Annotated in this window: 14 protein-coding genes; 6 read left to right on the top strand and 8 right to left on the bottom strand. The window is 70.4% G+C overall.

Translation table 11 applies throughout. From position 1 onward, the window contains the following. Window positions 1-210: 210 nt before the first annotated feature. On the top strand, window positions 211-1,452 hold the full coding sequence (locus D892_RS0134910; RefSeq protein WP_024805699.1) for a CdaR family transcriptional regulator: 1,242 nt from the start codon (window positions 211-213) through the stop codon (window positions 1,450-1,452). 749 nt (window positions 1,453-2,201) lie between these two features. After that, window positions 2,202-2,624: a pyridoxamine 5'-phosphate oxidase family protein gene (locus D892_RS0134905; protein ID WP_036570951.1), complete on the top strand. Its 423-nt coding sequence runs from the start codon at window positions 2,202-2,204 to the stop codon at window positions 2,622-2,624. A gap of 36 nt (window positions 2,625-2,660) precedes the next feature. Here the strand turns inward: D892_RS0134905 and D892_RS0134900 are convergent, their stop codons facing one another. The 3 genes from D892_RS0134900 to D892_RS0134890 all read right to left on the bottom strand — a co-directional run bounded on the left by D892_RS0134900 (window position 2,661) and on the right by D892_RS0134890 (window position 5,712). Continuing rightward, the gene (locus D892_RS0134900) at window positions 2,661-3,308 is read right to left on the bottom strand and encodes a response regulator transcription factor (RefSeq protein WP_024805697.1); all 648 of its coding nucleotides are present in this window, start codon (window positions 3,306-3,308) and stop codon (window positions 2,661-2,663) included. A 58-nt stretch (window positions 3,309-3,366) separates the two neighbouring features. Beyond that, window positions 3,367-4,821: an AAA family ATPase gene (locus tag D892_RS0134895; RefSeq protein ID WP_024805696.1), complete on the bottom strand. Its 1,455-nt coding sequence runs from the start codon at window positions 4,819-4,821 to the stop codon at window positions 3,367-3,369. 240 nt (window positions 4,822-5,061) lie between these two features. Further along, complete coding sequence (locus D892_RS0134890; RefSeq protein WP_024805695.1) at window positions 5,062-5,712, bottom strand: TetR/AcrR family transcriptional regulator; 651 nt, start codon at window positions 5,710-5,712, stop codon at window positions 5,062-5,064. A gap of 180 nt (window positions 5,713-5,892) precedes the next feature. On the opposite strand from D892_RS0134890, the gene D892_RS0134880 reads away from it, so the two are divergent. After that, window positions 5,893-6,822, top strand: coding sequence for a hypothetical protein (locus D892_RS0134880; protein ID WP_024805694.1), 930 nt, complete (start codon window positions 5,893-5,895; stop codon window positions 6,820-6,822). 16 nt (window positions 6,823-6,838) lie between these two features. On the opposite strand, the gene D892_RS0134875 is transcribed toward D892_RS0134880, so the two are convergent. From D892_RS0134875 to D892_RS47300, 3 genes are all read right to left on the bottom strand, one after another. Beyond that, entirely contained in the window at window positions 6,839-7,039 is a 201-nt protein-coding gene (locus D892_RS0134875; RefSeq protein ID WP_024805693.1) for a hypothetical protein, read from the bottom strand. Between the two features lie 150 nt (window positions 7,040-7,189). Continuing rightward, the gene (gene nhaA, locus D892_RS0134870; protein WP_024805692.1) at window positions 7,190-8,440 is read right to left on the bottom strand and encodes a Na+/H+ antiporter NhaA; all 1,251 of its coding nucleotides are present in this window, start codon (window positions 8,438-8,440) and stop codon (window positions 7,190-7,192) included. Window positions 8,441-8,578: 138 nt separating this feature from the next. Continuing rightward, entirely contained in the window at window positions 8,579-8,755 is a 177-nt protein-coding gene (locus D892_RS47300) for a hypothetical protein (RefSeq protein WP_156959825.1), read from the bottom strand. Window positions 8,756-9,049: 294 nt separating this feature from the next. On the opposite strand from D892_RS47300, the gene D892_RS0134865 reads away from it, so the two are divergent. Both D892_RS0134865 and D892_RS0134860 read left to right on the top strand, forming a co-directional pair. Further along, entirely contained in the window at window positions 9,050-9,322 is a 273-nt protein-coding gene (locus D892_RS0134865; protein WP_024805691.1) for a hypothetical protein, read from the top strand. 406 nt (window positions 9,323-9,728) lie between these two features. Further along, a complete protein-coding gene (locus D892_RS0134860; RefSeq protein WP_051499298.1) occupies window positions 9,729-11,297 on the top strand; it encodes a carboxylesterase/lipase family protein in 1,569 nt (522 codons plus the stop codon). 27 nt (window positions 11,298-11,324) lie between these two features. Here D892_RS0134860 and D892_RS44210 read toward each other — a convergent pair whose 3' ends face one another. Beyond that, a complete protein-coding gene (locus D892_RS44210; protein WP_156959823.1) occupies window positions 11,325-11,807 on the bottom strand; it encodes a lipocalin-like domain-containing protein in 483 nt (160 codons plus the stop codon). 350 nt (window positions 11,808-12,157) lie between these two features. Between D892_RS44210 and D892_RS0134850 the strand changes: the two genes are divergently transcribed. Further along, window positions 12,158-12,997, top strand: a complete 840-nt coding sequence (locus D892_RS0134850; protein WP_024805688.1) for a dienelactone hydrolase family protein — start codon at window positions 12,158-12,160, stop codon at window positions 12,995-12,997. A 116-nt stretch (window positions 12,998-13,113) separates the two neighbouring features. On the opposite strand, the gene D892_RS0134845 is transcribed toward D892_RS0134850, so the two are convergent. Next, window positions 13,114-15,345: an MMPL family transporter gene (locus D892_RS0134845; RefSeq protein WP_024805687.1), complete on the bottom strand. Its 2,232-nt coding sequence runs from the start codon at window positions 15,343-15,345 to the stop codon at window positions 13,114-13,116. Between the last annotated feature and the right edge of the window lie 252 nt (window positions 15,346-15,597).

Here is a 15,597-nt window from a genome sequence, read left to right as displayed (position 1 = left end):
CACCGGATTCCGTTTCGTCGGCGGATCGGCCCGGCTGCCGCCGACGACCGGTACTCTGGCGTCGGCCACGTCGCTCGTATGGCCGGTGAGCAGGGAGAACGCATTATTGCGTCTTCGGTCGATTCGCCCATTTCGGTGCACATGTGTTCACCGCCTCGGTAGGATGCTGCTACCGCGCGTCACAGACATTGCATGTGGGAAGGGAGTTCAGTGACGGTTACCGACTCGGTTCAGCAGCCGACAGCACTGCCGCGCCATCGGCCGGTCACCGCGGTGACGTCGGGCCACGCGCCGCGGCCCGCGAGTGCGGAGGCGACGAGCGATTCCGAGGGGAATGCCGGCGCGGCCGATACCGCGGTCGGCGTCGTTCGTTCGTGTATGGAGGTGGCGCTGGATGTCTTCCGCGGTGAGGATATCGCCGATCGCGTCGCGCGCCTGGAGGTGATCGCCCGGCACTGGGCCGATCGCGGCATCGGGCTGGACCGGCTGCAGCAGGCGGTGCACGAGGGATTCCGCCTGGGCGCCGATTCCGCCTACGTACATGCCGCGCCCGTCGACGTGGGCGCGGCGATGAGCGCGACCCGGCGGCAACTCGACGTCCTGGAGTCGATCCATGTCCGCCTGACCCGCGCCTACACGCGGCAGCTGCCCGCACCGTCGGATTCGCATCACGCCGCCACCCGCAACCTGGCCGTGGCCCTGCTGCGCGGTGAGCTCGCCGGGCCGATGGCGCGGCACTGCGGACTGGCGATCGCCGACGAATACCACGTCGTGGCGATGGCGCTGCCGGCGCCCACCGGCACCGTGCTGCGCGGACTCGACGCGGTGCGGAACACCACGGTGCACTGCATCGACGCCGCGCTGGCGCACCGGTACGGGCCGAACGCGCTGTCGCTGCTCGGCGCCGACGGCGGCACCCTGCTGCTGCCGGTCGACCTGGTCACCGGCGACGAACTCGGCCCGTTGGTGGCCGAGCTGTCGCAGGTCGCGCAGTGCCCGTTCGTCGCCGCCGCCCTGGCCGCCGCCCCGGCGGAGGTGTCGGTCGTCGCCCGGCAGGCGCACGAACTTCTCGATACGGCGGTGGTTCTGCACGTCGAGCCCGGTCTGTACCGGATGAACGATCTCGGTCTGCACTTCCAGCTCACCCGCCCGGGGCCCGGCCGCGACGCCCTGCGCGCCGTGCTGGCGCCGCTGGACGGCCACCCGGAACTGCTGCAGACCCTCGCCCGCCATCTCGCCAACAATCTGAACCGTCAGCGCACCGCCCGCGAGCTGCGGATCCACGTCAACACCCTGGATTACCGGCTCAAGCGGATCGGTCAGCTCACCGGCCGCGATCCGGCCGAGTCGGGGGGACTGTGGCAGCTGCGCTCCGCGCTCGTCGTCCGCCAGTTCACCGACGGACCCGCGATGGCGGCCCGTGGTCCGTTACTCGCTTCGCCGCTGCCATAGAAAGTCGGCCGGGCGGCGGTCCGTGCACGAACCACAACCCGGCCGACCCTTCTTCGTATCCGACATCGAAACTCCATCGGGGAGATCGACGGTATTCAGATTAGCGATAGCGCCGAGTTCAGCACACTGTGAGCTATCACATGAACTTTCTTTCCGCGTTTGTGCTCGGTGCGAAATCGGTTCGGGCGGTAGTGCGCTCGCGGTCGGTGCGTTCTTTCGATATATGGTGCTGAACAGGGTGTATGGCAGAGCTGCGGCGCACCGACTTCACATATGCAACAACATAATTCCTCGCATCCATATCCGAAAGCGCTGCCGAGTCGCCGCTATCCGCACGCAACCTCGGTGTGCTCCAAGCGCAATGCGATGATTCGCGGCGGCCGCGCTTCGATTCGAACGCCCCGGCGCGCGCCTTCGGGGGAGTTCCGCCGGGGCGCTCGGAATCATCCCGCGCGGAGAGTCGGATATCGGCGAGCGGCCGCTCGCACCGCGCTGCCGGACGGCGCGCCGGGTCACGGCCGGAACTCGATCGTGGCCGGATGGCCGGGCCGATCGGGAAGTTGGACAAGTGACCTTCTTCTCTGTCGGCCGGAGGGGGCCGGTGCTGGAATGGGGGGTCGAAGGGGGTCGGCCTGTTCCGCAAGTGCAGAGAGGAGGTTGACGTGGGTTCGTTCGATCCAGGGTCGGCCGGTGCGGGTCGTTCCGGCGGTCGTATCGGTCGTTCCGACGGTGGGCCCGGCGACGGCCGCGTGCCCCGCGCGGTGACGGATATCGGCCGCTCCGAGGCACTGCGGTTGGTGGCCGGCGCGCCGTTCGGGCGCGTGGTGTTCACCCGGGAGGCGCTGCCGGCCATTCGCACGGTCAACCACTACGTCGACGGCGGAGAGATCATCGTGCGCGCCCGGGTGACCGACGTGGTGCGCCCGGACCTCGCGGTGGTGGTCGCCTTCGAGGCCGACGACATCGATCCCGTCCGGCGGGTGGGCTGGTCGGTCGTCGTGACCGGCCTGGCCCGCCCCGTCACCGATCCCGGACGCCTGGCCCGGTACGCGCGGGTGCTGCGGGGGTGGGCCGATCCGGGCACCGACGGCGTGCTCGCGATCGAGCCGACGCTCGTCACGGGGATCCGGCTGGTCGAGCGCGCGGCTTTCGACACCGGACTCGCGTCCTGAGGCCGCCGGGCGGTCGGTGCGAACGTGACTGGGCAGTCAGCGCGAACGTGACTGTCCGCTACGGAGTTTCGAGGCGTAGACCGCGGCCTGTGTGCGACGCTCCATGCCCAGCTTGGTCAGCAGCCGCGAGACGTAGTTCTTCACGGTCTTCTCGGCGAGGAACATCCGCTCGGCGATCTGCCGGTTGGTCAGGCCCTCGCCCAGCAGGTCGAGCAGCTTGCGCTCCTGCTCGGTCAGCGTCGTCAGCGGGCCCTCCGGCTCGGTGCCACGCCGCAGCCGGTCCATCAGCGCCGCGGCGGCCCGATTGTCCAGCAGCGACCGGCCGGACCCGACGTCCTTGACCGCCTGGGCCAGCTCCATGCCCTTCACGTCCTTGACGACGTAGCCGCTGGCGCCGGCGAGGATCGCGTCGAGCATGGCCTGCTCGTCGGTGAACGAGGTGAGGATCAGGCAGCGCAGGTCGTCCAGGCTCGACAGCAGGTCGCGGCACAGTTCGATGCCGTTGCCGTCGGGCAGCCGGACGTCGAGCACGGCGACGTCGGGCCGCAGCGCCGGGATCCGGGCCAGTGCCTGCGAGACGGTGCCGGCCTCGCCGACCACGCTCAGCTCCGGATCCTCGGACAGCAGGTCGACCAGGCCGCGCCGGACGATTTCGTGGTCGTCGACCAGGAAAACTGTGATCATGGGTGGCATCCCTTCGAGGTGTTGCCGACGGTTCCACGATAGTTCGAAAATCGGCCGGTCATAGTGGCATTCCCCGCCGCCAGGCGCGCACGGCGGTGCGTACGGTGTCGGGGAGCGGCTCGGTGGTGTCGAGGATGTCGGCCTCGGGCCACGGCGCCCGGTCGGCGGCCATGGCCGTGGCGATCGCGGGGGTCGCCTCGGATTCGCCGCCCGATCGGGCCGCGATCCGTTCCGCCGTCACCGATTCTGGTGCGGTGCACTGCAATTCGATCAGGTCGGCGCCGGTGTCCGCGGCCAGCCGCGCGGCGCGGCGACGTTCGCCGGCGTCGGTCCAGCTGGCGTCGAGCACCACGGAGCGGCCGGCCTCGAGCAGCGTGCGGGCCTCGGCGCGCAGCACCGAGTACACCTGGGCGCGCGCGCCGGGGCGGTAGGCGCCGGCGCCGTAGGCCCCGCTCGGCCCGGTCAGCACGCCCTGTGCGCGCCGGATGCTCCGAATATGGTCGCTGGACAGCAGGATCGCGCCGGTCTCGTGGGCGAGCCGTTGCGCCACCGTGGATTTCCCGGTCCCGGGCAGGCCGCCGACCAGCGCCAGGCGGACGGCGCCGGCGTCCAGGTGGCGCAGCGCGAGATCGACGTGGCGGGTGGCGTGTTCGGCCGCCTCGGCGTCGCCCTGCTGGTGACGGATGCAGTCGACCTTGGCGCGTACCGTCGCCCGGTAGGCGATGTAGTGGTGGCGCAGCGATTCCGGGGCCGGATCGTCGGTGCCCGCCAGGTAGTCGTCGACGAGGGTGCCGGCGAGTTCGGGGTGTCCGCGGAACTCCAGATCCATGGCCAGGAAGGCGATGTCGTCGAGGCGGTCGACGTGCCGCAGTTCGTCGTCGAAGTCCAGGCAGTCCAGCACGCGGAAGCCGTCGGGCAGCACGAAGATGTCGCCGGCGCGCAGATCGCCGTGCCCGTCGACGATGCGGCCGGTGGCGATCCGCTTGTCGAACAACGGTTTCCGGCCGTCGAGATAGCGGTGCACCCGATCGTGCAGTCTGCCGACGAGGTCCGCCGTGATCGGCGGCTCGCTGAGCCCGCTCAGCAGCGAGGACCATCGCTCGCGCAGCGCCTCCACCGTCGCGTCGCGGTCGATGCCGGGGCCGCGGTCGGCGCCGTCGTGGAAGCGGGTGAGCAGGTGCACCAGATCCGGCAGGATGTGGCCGATGGCGCCGGGATCGGCGAGAGTCTTCGACAGCCGGGCGGCATCGGGCATCCGGCGCATGCAGAGCACCGGTTCGCCCGGGCCGCCGGCCGGGTCGGTGAGTTCGCCGACGCCGAGATAGACGTCCGGTGCCAGCCGCCGATTCAGCTCGAGTTCCCGCGCGCAGGCTCGCTCGCGGCGTTCGCGGGTGCCGAAGTCGAGAAAGTCGGTGACGACCGGCTTCTTCATCTTGTAGGCGCGGTCGCCGCACAGCAGCACCAGCGCCGAATGCGTCTCGTGCAGAACGGCGAAGGGCTCGTCGTGCGACATATCGTCAGTACACCGTCCGGGCTGCCGGGGCGCGGAGGGCCGAACGTCCTCGCGGCGTGGCCGGAAGTCCCGGGGCCCTGGCGCGCTGCCCTCGGCCCGATGAGGATCTGTCATATCTCGTCGAGTCCGATCGGGAGCGTGTGCATGCGGTGGTACGCCGACCACCTGCGCCGGTTGTATCGCGGCCGTCGGCCGAACCTGTCCGCCAGGCTACCGAATCACGCATCGACGCTGGTCTTCTCATGGGTGTGGCACCGCGCCGGGTGGCGGCGAGGCGAGCAGTCCGCTGCGGAGGAGTTGGGCGACGGCGTCATCCCAGCGGTGCAGCTGGGCGGGGGTGGTGAGCGGTTCGGGGAGGTGCCGGTCGAGCTGGCGGCGCAGGATCACGGTGCCGAGGACCAGGACGAGCGGCTGCAGGGTGGCCCAGGTCCGGTCGACCTCGGGCTGGAGTAGATCGTGCGCGGCGAGCTGGCTCCACTGATCGGTGCTGATCGAGACCAGGCCGTCGAAGATGGTGGCGGCCAGGGTGTCGTCCTCGACGAAGGCGCGGGCGAGATAGTCCACCACGTCGGGGTTGCCGGTCATGATCGAGGTGACCCGGTGGCCCAGTTCGCCCAGCGTGTCGGCGGGCGGTGCGGGCAGCGGCCGGGCGGCCACGGCGTCGGCGACGGTCCGCAGCACATCCTCGTTGACGGCGGCGACCAGCCCGTCCTTGGTGCCGAAATGGTGCTGCACCAGCCCGATCGACACGCCCGCGGCCGTCGCGACCGCACGCAGTGACGTCGCGGAGACACCTTCGGCCGCAAAGCATGTCAGCGCGGCCGTCCGGATGCGATCGATGGTCGAGGGGGCCGGTTGCGGCGGGCGGGGGAACGGCGATGTCTGGTCCACAGAGATCAACTGTAGACAATGTGCGCGTACCGTGAAACAATATGACCATATTGTAGTCGGCCCGGGGAGTGGGTGATGCACCATGGTCGCTGAAGATCATCGAGGTATCGACGATCATCGAGGTATCGACGGTGCGCTGCGGCGTGCGGCACCGGTGTTCGTGATCGGATTCGGGATTCGATGAAGGTCCTGGTACTCGGCGGCTACGGTGCGGTCGGTGGGCCGCTGGCCGACATGCTCCGGCGCGACGGCGCGGATGTCGTTGCGGCCGGGCGGGATCCGGATCGGGCCGATGAGGTGCTCGATCTCGGTGATGCCGCGCTGTCGGCCTATCAGGCGGCGCTGCGGGGGATCGACGTGGTGGTCAACGCCTCCGGTGCCGAGAACCCGCGGCTGGCCGGTCTGGCCGGCGAGTCGGGGTGTGCGTTCGTCGATGTCGGCGCCTCGGTCGGCTATCTCGACCGGCTACGGCAATTGCCTTCCCGGGCAGCGATTCTCGTCGATATCGGGCTGGCTCCGGGACTCACGAACCTGCTCGCGGTCGCGGTCCACACGGCGGCGCCGGGGCCGATCGATGTGGCGGTGCTGCTGGGGGCGGGCGAGCGGCACGGCGCCGCGGCCACCGAATGGTCGTATCTCCTGCTGGGCAGTCATTTTCGTGAGGACGGCCGGGTCGTCCGCAACTACACCCGGCCCGAGACCTTCGTGCTGCCGGGGCACCGGAGGCCGCGTCGGCTGTTCCGGCTGGACTTCTCCGATCAGCACACGCTGCGCCGCGAACTGGGTGTGCCGGTCCGTACGTACTTCGGGCTCGATTCCCGGGCGGCCACCGCGGCGCTGGCGGCGCTGACCTGGCTGCCCGGTGCGTCCAAAGCGCCACGCGGGCTGCACCTTCCGGGCAGCGACCGGTGGATCGTACTGGCCCGCGGGGACGACGGCACCACGCGCTGGGCGCACGGGCGGAATCAGTCCCGGGCCACCGCCGCCGTGGCCGCCGCGGCGACGGCGCGTGCGGTGCACGCGCCCCCGGGCGTGCACGCCCTGCACCACATCCTCGGTCTCGCCGACATTCCCGCCGAGTACGTCGAGATCGGCCGGGACGCACCGTGATCCGCGCGGCTCGAAATCACCGGCTGGGTTCCGGCAGTTGGCAATTCCCCAGATGCGGATTGACACCCATGTAGTTGAGCGGGCCCGCCAGGATCGTCAGGGAGATGTTGCCGAAGCTGGCGCAGGTGATCGGGCCGGAATCGAAATAGTGGCGCTGCGCCGCGGCGACGAATCCGACCACCAACCAGATCAGGAGAAGTACGCTTCCGGTCTTCATGGCTACCTCGAATCGTTACCGCTCAACAGACCGGCGGCGCTTGCGGATTCGTCATGGTCGTGCGGGAACCCGCGCGCGGCGCACCGTCTGCGGCGATTGTCCCATCGTTGCCGATCCGGCTCGCGGCAATCGGCCGATACCCGGCGCGCCTCAGTTGTTCGGCGCGGCGGATTTCCGGCGGTAGTGGCGGCTACGGTAGCCGAGGACGAGCGTGGCGAGGGCGGTGGAGATCAGGGTGCCGAGCAGGACACCGGCCTTGGCATGGTCGAGGGTGCCGGGGCTGTCCGGGTAGGACAGTTCGCTGATCAGCAGTGATACCGTGAAACCGATTCCGGCCAGCTGGGACATGCCGACGATGTCGGCCCACGACAGTCCGGGATCCAGCCTCGCCCGGGTCAGCCGCGTGGTCAGCCACGCGCCACCCAGCACGCCGAGGAATTTGCCGGCGACCAGCCCCACGATGACGCCGAGGGTGACCCGGTCGGAGAGCGCGCCACCGATCCCGGCGAAGCTCACCCCCGCGGCGAGCAGCGCGAAAACCGGCAGCGCCACGCCCATCGCCCACGGCCGCAACCGCCGCTCGGCCGCGCCGCTGGGGTCGACCGATTCGGGTGGGCGCGCGGTGGTGCGCATCAGGACGCCCATCGCGACGCCGGCGATGGTGGCGTGCATGCCCGCCGCGTGCACCAGCGCCCAGATCGTCACGGCCAGTGGGACATACACCACCGCGGCGGGCAGCCACCCCGGCAGGCCCCGGCCGTATTGCAGCCACGCGAACACCCCGAGCAGAACCCCCGCCGCCGACAGCGCCGCCATGTTCAGGCCGCTGGTGTAGAACACCCCGATCACGATGATGGCCACCACGTCGTCGACCACCGCCAACGTCAGCAGGATGGTCCGCAGCGCCGCCGGGATGTGGCGGCCGACCAGCGCCAGCACCGGCACCGCGAACGCGGCGTCGGTCGCCATCGGGATTCCCCAGCCCCGGACCGAGTCGTCGTGGCCGACCGTGAACGCCACGAACAGCAGCGCGGGCACCAGGGCACCGGTCAACGCCGCGACCATCGGGACGAGCGCTTGGCGCGGGTCCCGGAAGGCGCCGTGCGCGAACTCCTGCTTCAGTTCGTTGCCGACGATGAAGAAGAACAATGCCAGCAGGCCGTCGGCGGCCCAGGCGTGCAGCGGCAGGTCCAGCCCCGCCCAGGCCGGGCCGAGGGGCACGTCACGGATTCGCTCGTAGGTGGCCGCGGCCGGCGAGTTCGCCCAGACCGAAGCCGCCACCGCGGCCGTGACCAGCAGTGCCCCGGCCGTGCTGTCGCGCCGCAACACCGCCCCCAGGCGCGCCCACACGCCCGGCGGCCGCGCCCGGCCCCCGATCACCGAGACAGGATGCACAGTCACAGGCACACGCCCCACTTCCACAGGCCGGCCACACGCCCGGACAACCGTCGCGTGAACGCGGTTTCGGGCGATATCCGGACAGCCGAAATCGATAGAGTCGGAAGGGAATTCGCGGCGCCACCGAAGTCGGCGCCGGTCTCAGTGCCCCGGTGGGCAGCCCGCGATGCGGCCGTGCGCGCACGTGCCGAACGAGCTGAGCCAGCCGTTGGTGCCCGGATGCCGGTCGGCGTCCGGGGGCAGCGGCGGAATGCGTCGTAACAGCGCCGTCTCCCGCGCGCGCCACCTGTGCGCACACGAGGAGGGCTGCTCGGACATGTCCTCAGCCTACCGTTCGCCGGAGTGCGGGTTCCGCTCGGAGTCGATGGCGGCCGGAGCGGGTCGTGCGGCACCTACTGGCGTCGGCGAGTCCGTGAACGGCGTTTACGCTGCACACGCCGTTGTGTTCCGGCCCGAGGCGGCGATCCGGCGGTGGTGAGGTTTCCAAGAATTCGGCACCGTGCGAGAGGAGCGGGTGCGGTCACGCATAGCGTGAGTTCCGCTGGGGGACAGCGTAACCGAGAGGGTCGGGAGTTCGGCATGGGAAACTGTACCGGACGGAGAACGGGTGTTGTGACCGTGCTTGCCGCGCTGACGACGGCCGTGGTTGCCGGGGGTGTGGCGGGTGCCGAGGTCGGCACGCCACCGGGCGGCACGGGCCCCTCCGTGGCGGCCACCGACGAGGACTCCGCGGTGCCCGGGGACCGGTCGGCCGTGGCGGCCGACGGCGATTTCACCGCCGCGAACACGGGCAGTTCCGCATCCGGATCGCCGCATTACCGGACCGATGCGGGGATGCCGAAATCGGTGTGGCCGAACATGAGACAGCTGCGTATCTGCTCGTGACCGGCGGATCGGCCGCACCGCAGGTGCCCGGCCGAATGCGGCGTACAGGACCGGGTTCCCGCTCGCGGCACGGCTGCGCGACGGATTCTCGAGATCGCCGCCACCGACATCCCGGTCGGTGCGTCCGGGGTCAGCCGTCGGTTGTACTCGCGCCGGCCGATATCAGCGTCGCGGCGGGGCCGTGTGGTACCTGTGGGCGATGTGTCCGGCGCGGGCAGCCGGACAGAATGACGACCACGCCGGATGCGTGCCGATCACCGGGATCGGCCGTGCTTGCGGCCGGTGGGACCACGAACCCGAGACCCGATGCGCCGCAGAGGATTCGGCCGGCGATCGGGCCGTTGCCCGGGGGATGAGGAGGTGAGCGGACGTGCGATACGGTATTCGGCTCGGACGGGTGACGAGCATGTGGGCGGTTGCGGCGGTGGCGATGTCGATGCTGGTCGCCTGCGGTCCCGACGGGGACGGCGGACGTGCGGGCACCGGCGATCCGCTCCTGGTGCGGACGTCGTCGGGGGAGGTGCGGGGTCACGCCGACGGCGAGGCGCGCCGTTTTGCCGGAATCCCGTACGCCGCCGCGCCGACCGGTGAACGGCGGTGGGCCGCACCGCAACCGGCGGCGCCGTGGCCCGGCGTGCGCGACGCCGTCCGGCCGGGGCCGCCGTGCCCGCAGGGCGACGGCACCGGCAAGCCGCTGGCCGGAACGAGCGAGGACTGCCTGAATCTCGAGGTGACGGCGCCACGGTCGGAGGGGGCGAAGCCGGTGATGGTGTGGTTGCACGGCGGTGGCAACGACACCGGTCACGGATCCGAGTACGACCCGGCGCGGATGGCGGCGATCGGCGACGTGATCGTGGTGACGGTCGACTACCGGCTCGGGGCGCTGGGCTTCCTCGGCTATCCGGGCCTGCCCGGGTCGGGGAGCTTCGGCCTGCTGGACCAGCAGGCCGCCCTGCGATGGGTGCGCGACAACGCCGCGGCCTTCGGCGGCGACCCGGACAACGTCACCGTCTTCGGCCAGTCGGCGGGCGCGGTGGACGCCTGCGCGCAGCTGACCTCCCCGGGCGCCCGCGGCCTGTTCCACAAGGTGATCCTCCAGAGCGGCTCGTGCCACACGCTGATTCCCAGCGCGGGCGCCGGCGGGCGGATCCTCACCTCGGCCGACACCTTCTGGGCGCCGCTCGATGCCCGGGAGCGCCAGGGCGAAAGCCTTGCGGCGGAACTGCATTGCGCCGATCTCGCCTGCCTGCGGCGCATCCCGCCGGAGGACCTGGTGCGGGCGACGTCCCGGGCGGGGATCGCCGTCGGCACCCCGACCCTGCCCGTCGCCCCCGACCGGGCCGATGCGGCCCCGGTGCCCGTGCTGTCGGGCACCACTCGCGATGAATCGCGGCTGACCACCATGTACGCCGAGTTCACCACCGGACCCCTCACGCGCGAGCGGTACGAGCAGGTGCTGACGCAGGCGTTCGGTACGGCCGCGGACGAGGTGCGATCGCGATATCCGTTGCGCGACTACGACGATCAGCCGCGGCTGGCGTTCTCCGCGATCGACACCGACCGGGTCTTCGCCTGCCCGCAACTGGCCACCGGTCGCCGGCTCGCCGCCGGGTCGGCGGTGTACGCCTACGAATTCGCCGACCGCACCGCGCCGACCATGTCGCCGTTCCTGACCGATATGCCCGCCGGCGCGGCGCACGGTTCGGAGCTGGCGTACCTGTTCGGTGCGCGCTCCGGTGGGCCGTGGGGCCCCGGCTTCGCGCCGCAGCCGTTGTCCGCCGAACAGCGTGACCTGTCCGACGCGATGATTCGGGCCTGGACCGGATTCGCGCGCACCGGCCGCCCCGCCGAGACATGGCCCGCGTTCACGCCCGATCGGCCCCGGGCACACACCTTCGCTCTCGGCGCCGCCGACAGCACGGACGTGGCCACCGCCCATCACTGCGATCTCTGGGACGGCCTGGCGCGACGGTGAACCACCGGCGGTCCGGCCTACGGCGTCCTAGATCCGCTGCCATATCGAGGCGGGCACGCGGCCGTCGGGGCCGGCGGCGGGCGCGGTGAGGGTGAGTTCGTCGCCGCGCAGCCGCAGCCTGCGAACCTGTTGGGTGGCATTCCATTCCGGGATCGACGCGATTTCCACGTGGTGGACGACGTGGTCGGCGTGCCAGGTGTAGGTGCCGCTGTAGGCGAGGAACTCCCGGTGCGCGGAAACGGCCTCCACGCCGAATCCGGTGCCCGGTGGGAGCGGCGCCGAGGTGATGGCGTCGCGGCGGCCGACGGTGGCCGACATGTAGCCGTCCTCCGTGTAGATGAGGCGCCCGCGCGGGCGGGGGCCCATCGGCACGGCCAGTACGCCGCCGGTGTCGTCGTGCACGGCGAACGAGATCAGGCGCCAGACACCGGTGAACGGCGCCGCCACGGTATCCGCGGTATCGATGTCATGCGAAGTGAGTGAGTGATCGGAGCCGAAATGGCTTGTCATCGGACAGTCTCCTGTGCGGACCGGTCCGCCGATCGGGCGTATCCGGCGCAACCACGCGCCGTACAGATCCACCCTGACTTCGATGTCCGCGCCTCGTTGCGCATTGCTGGATGGTGCGTAGCCGACTGCGGACGAGCCGTCGGATGGGAATCGACGCTCTCCAGCGTACGTCGTACTCGGTCTCGGACGGAACAGTTTGTGATACTTCACCGGCGTCGATTCGGCGGCCCGGCCGGGACGGTGGACTACGGTCGGCCCGGGTGCGGCGGCCGCGGCCGGTGTGGGGGGAGGGTTGCCGAATGCGGCCGGTCGGCCGATAGTGATCGTCGACTCTCCAGGAAGGGCGTCCCGTGACCGACGATGATCTCAGCGACTTCCAGCGCGATACGTTCTCTCATGACGGCAAGACACGCACGATCTTCCGCCGGGGTTCCGGGCCGGCCGTGATCGTCATGGGGGAGTTCCCGGGCATTTCGCCGATGGTGTTCGACTTCGCCCGGCGGGTGGCGCGGACCGGGTGCACGGCGGTGGTGCCACACCTGTACGGCGCACCCGGGCGCGACCCGCGGCCGGCCGCGCACGGCGTCGCCGCCGCCGCGGCGAACATCGCCGTCCAAGGTGTGCCGATCTGTGTGAGCCGGGAGTTCCTGTTGCTCGCGACCGGTCGCACGTCACCGGTCGTGCAGTGGCTGCGGGCGCTGGCGGCGCACGAGCACGAACGGTGCGGCGGCCCGGGCGTCGGCGCCGTCGGCATGTGCTTCACCGGCGGGTTCGCGCTGGCGATGGCGGTGGACGACCGGTTGATCGCGCCGGTGCTGTCGCAACCGAGCCTGCCGATGCCGTTCACGCCGGCGCAGCGGCGTTCGGTCGGCGTCTCGCCGGCCGATATGGCCCGGATCGAGCAGCGCTGCGCGAATGGTCTCGCGGTGATGGGACTGCGATTCCGTGGCGACAAGCTCTCTCCCCCCGAACGATTCGAGTCCCTGCGCGACCAGCTCGGCGAGGCGTTCATCGCGATCGAACTCGACGACGCCGACGCGAACCCAGACAGCGTGATGAGCCCCCACTCGGTCCTGACCGAGCACCTCATCGACGAACCCGGCCAGCCCACCCACGCCGCCCTGCACCGAGTGCTGGATTTCCTGCACACCCGGCTCGCCGGGTCGCCGACCGGCCCGGAGACCGGGTAGGGCTCGCTGCGGCGTCGATCGGGCGGTTACGGCGGGACGATCAGCTCGCCACCGCGGCCCGATCGGAACGGATCCCGGCCGATCGACACGTCGGGCAAGCTCGTCGGGCCTGGCGGTTATGCCGATGGTGCGGGCTCGCGGTCGCGGTCGATCGCCGGCGGTGCGGCGTCGATATCCGAACCCGGCTGGGGGACAGCGGGTTCGGGGAGGGCAGTGGCCTTGCCGAAGAGGTGCTTCAGCCACCGCGGTGCCCACCAGTTGGCATCGCCGAGCAGCCGCATGGTCGCGGGGACGAGCAGCAGGCGCAGGATGGTGGCGTCGATGAACAGGGCCGTGACCATACCGAACGCGATGTACTGCATCATCACCAGTTCCGACAGCGCGAACGCGCCGGTGACCACGACCAGGATCAGGGCGGCCGCGGTGATGATCCGGCCGGTGTGCGCGACGCCGGCACGTACCGCCTCGGTGGTCGACGCGCCCGCCTGCCGCGCCTCGATGATGCGGGCGAGCAGGAACACCTCGTAGTCGGTCGACAGCCCGTAGATCACCGAGATGATCAGCACGAGCACCAGCGACATGATCGGCTGCGGCGTGAAGCCCAGCACGCCCGCGCCGTGACCCTCGACGAATATCCAGGTCAGCACGCCGATCGTGGAGCCGAGACCGAGCAGGTTGAGTACGGCGGCCTGCAGCGGTAACACCAGCGAGCCGAAGGTCAGGAACATCAGCACCGTCGTGATGAGGAAAACCAGCGCGACCATCAGCGGCATCCGGTCCAGCAGGGCGTCGACGCTGTCCTTCTCCACCGCGGGCTGGCCGCCGACCAGCAGCGTCGTACCGTTCGGCAGCGGCATCGACCGCAGGTGGTCGATGGTCGCGTCGGCGTCGGCGGACCGGGCGAGCACGGTGTTGGTGGTGAAGACGCTGGACTGCGCGGGCCGCTGCATCGGCTCCGGGAACGGCGCGGCCAGCCCGGGCGCCTGATTGGCCCGCTCCAGAACACCGCCGACGGTGCCCGGGTCGTAGGTGATCACGACCAGGTCGACCGGATCGATCTGGCGCAGCGGGAAGATCTCGTCGAAATGCTGCTGCGCCAGCCGGGTCGGGTGGTCCGGCGGCAGGAATTTCTCGCTGATGGTGCCGAAGGTGATGTGCTGCACCGGGGCGATCAGCAGCAGCAGCGCGGCGCAGACCGGAATGGCCACGGCGAGTGGACGTTTCATCGCCCCGCCCGCGATCCGGCCCCAGACGTTGTCCGGCATCGTGTTGGTGGGCCGGCGGAACCGGGCGAATCCCAGCCGGTCCACGCGGTGGCCGAGCACCGCCAGCATCGCGGGTAGCAGTGTGACCGCGGTGGCCGCGGCCAGCGATACGGTGATCATGGAACCGTAGGCGAACGATCGCAGAAAGCCCTGCGGGAACAGCACGATGGCGCCGCCGGCCGCGACCACGATGGTCGCGGAGAAGATCACCGTGCGCCCGGCTGTGGAGGCCGCCCGCCGGGCCGCCGCGGGACCGTCGTGGCCGTCGGCGAGTTCCTCGCGGAAGCGGCTGACGATGAACAGCCCGTAGTCGATGGCCAGCCCCAGGCCGATCATCGAAACCACCGGGGAGACGAACGAATTCACCTCGGTGTACAGGGTCAGCGCCCGGATGATCCCCCAGGCGCCGAGCACGGTCAGACCGCCGACGATCAACGGCAGGCCCGCCGCGATCACGCCGCCGAACAGGAAGAACAGCAGCACCGCCACGGCCGGGATGGCGAACAGCTCCATCCGCTGCTGATCGTGCGCCATGGTGTCGTTGAGCGCGCTCGCGACGGGCTGCCCACCGGCGACCTCCGATTCGACGCCCGGAATGTCGAAGGCGTGCGAGACGGTGCGGTAGTTGCGCAATCGCGAGGTGTCGTCGCCGCCGTTGATCGCGATCGAGGCGAACGCGTGCTCGCGATCGGCGGAGCCGAACAGTTCGGGCAGCGCCATGCCGGTCTCGGTCGGCCAGTACGCGCCGTTGATGCGGGCGATCTCGTTCGGGAAGCGCTGCGGCAGGCTGTTCAGGTTGTCGGCGACTGCCCGGGAGAATGCCGGATCGTCGATCGTCGCCCCCGCGGGCGCGTGGTACAGCACCACTACGTCGGCGCTGTGATCGTGCCCGAACACCTCGTTCTTCACCTGCGCCGCGTGCGCCGACTCCGATCCGGGATCGTCCCACCCGGAGGAGCTCAGGCGATCACCCAGCCCCAGCCCGTACAGGCCGAGCGCGAGTAATCCGATTACCACCACGCCGATGACCGTGAACCGGCGCCGCACCACGGCATCGGCCCAGTGTGTGAACTCGGCGGACAATCGTCGGCTCCCAACTGTTCGAGGTATCGGCCGGCCGCCAGAGAATTCCGGTCCCGCCGAACGTCCGGTCCCGCTGTGTGATTGCACTGGGAAGTTATTGCCGGGGGCATCGTCGGTGCGAATGCGTGCGAGGACCGGGCCGGACCTTATCAGCGAGATCCCCGGGTATTTGCGGTATTTTCCGAGAATTCCGATCCGGCACAATCGGGGCGGTGTTATGTTGTGAATTCATCCGAAGCTCAGTGCGATTGC

The sequence above is a fragment of the Nocardia sp. BMG51109 genome, from assembly GCF_000526215.1.
GTDB lineage: Bacteria > Actinomycetota > Actinomycetes > Mycobacteriales > Mycobacteriaceae > Nocardia.
Note: the sequence above shows the minus strand (reverse complement) of the source record. Positions and strands in the feature narration are given on the sequence as shown.

Coding starts and splice junctions, on each gene's coding strand:
- D892_RS0134880 (WP_024805694.1), top strand. CDS start 5,893: ATGAAGGTCCTGGTACTCGGCGGCTACGGTGCGGTCGGTGGGCCGCTG.
- D892_RS0134900 (WP_024805697.1), bottom strand. CDS start 3,308: ATGATCACAGTTTTCCTGGTCGACGACCACGAAATCGTCCGGCGCGGC.
- D892_RS44210 (WP_156959823.1), bottom strand. CDS start 11,807: ATGACAAGCCATTTCGGCTCCGATCACTCACTCACTTCGCATGACATC.
- D892_RS47300 (WP_156959825.1), bottom strand. CDS start 8,755: ATGTCCGAGCAGCCCTCCTCGTGTGCGCACAGGTGGCGCGCGCGGGAG.
- D892_RS0134860 (WP_051499298.1), top strand. CDS start 9,729: ATGTGGGCGGTTGCGGCGGTGGCGATGTCGATGCTGGTCGCCTGCGGT.
- D892_RS0134875 (WP_024805693.1), bottom strand. CDS start 7,039: ATGAAGACCGGAAGCGTACTTCTCCTGATCTGGTTGGTGGTCGGATTC.
- D892_RS0134895 (WP_024805696.1), bottom strand. CDS start 4,821: ATGTCGCACGACGAGCCCTTCGCCGTTCTGCACGAGACGCATTCGGCG.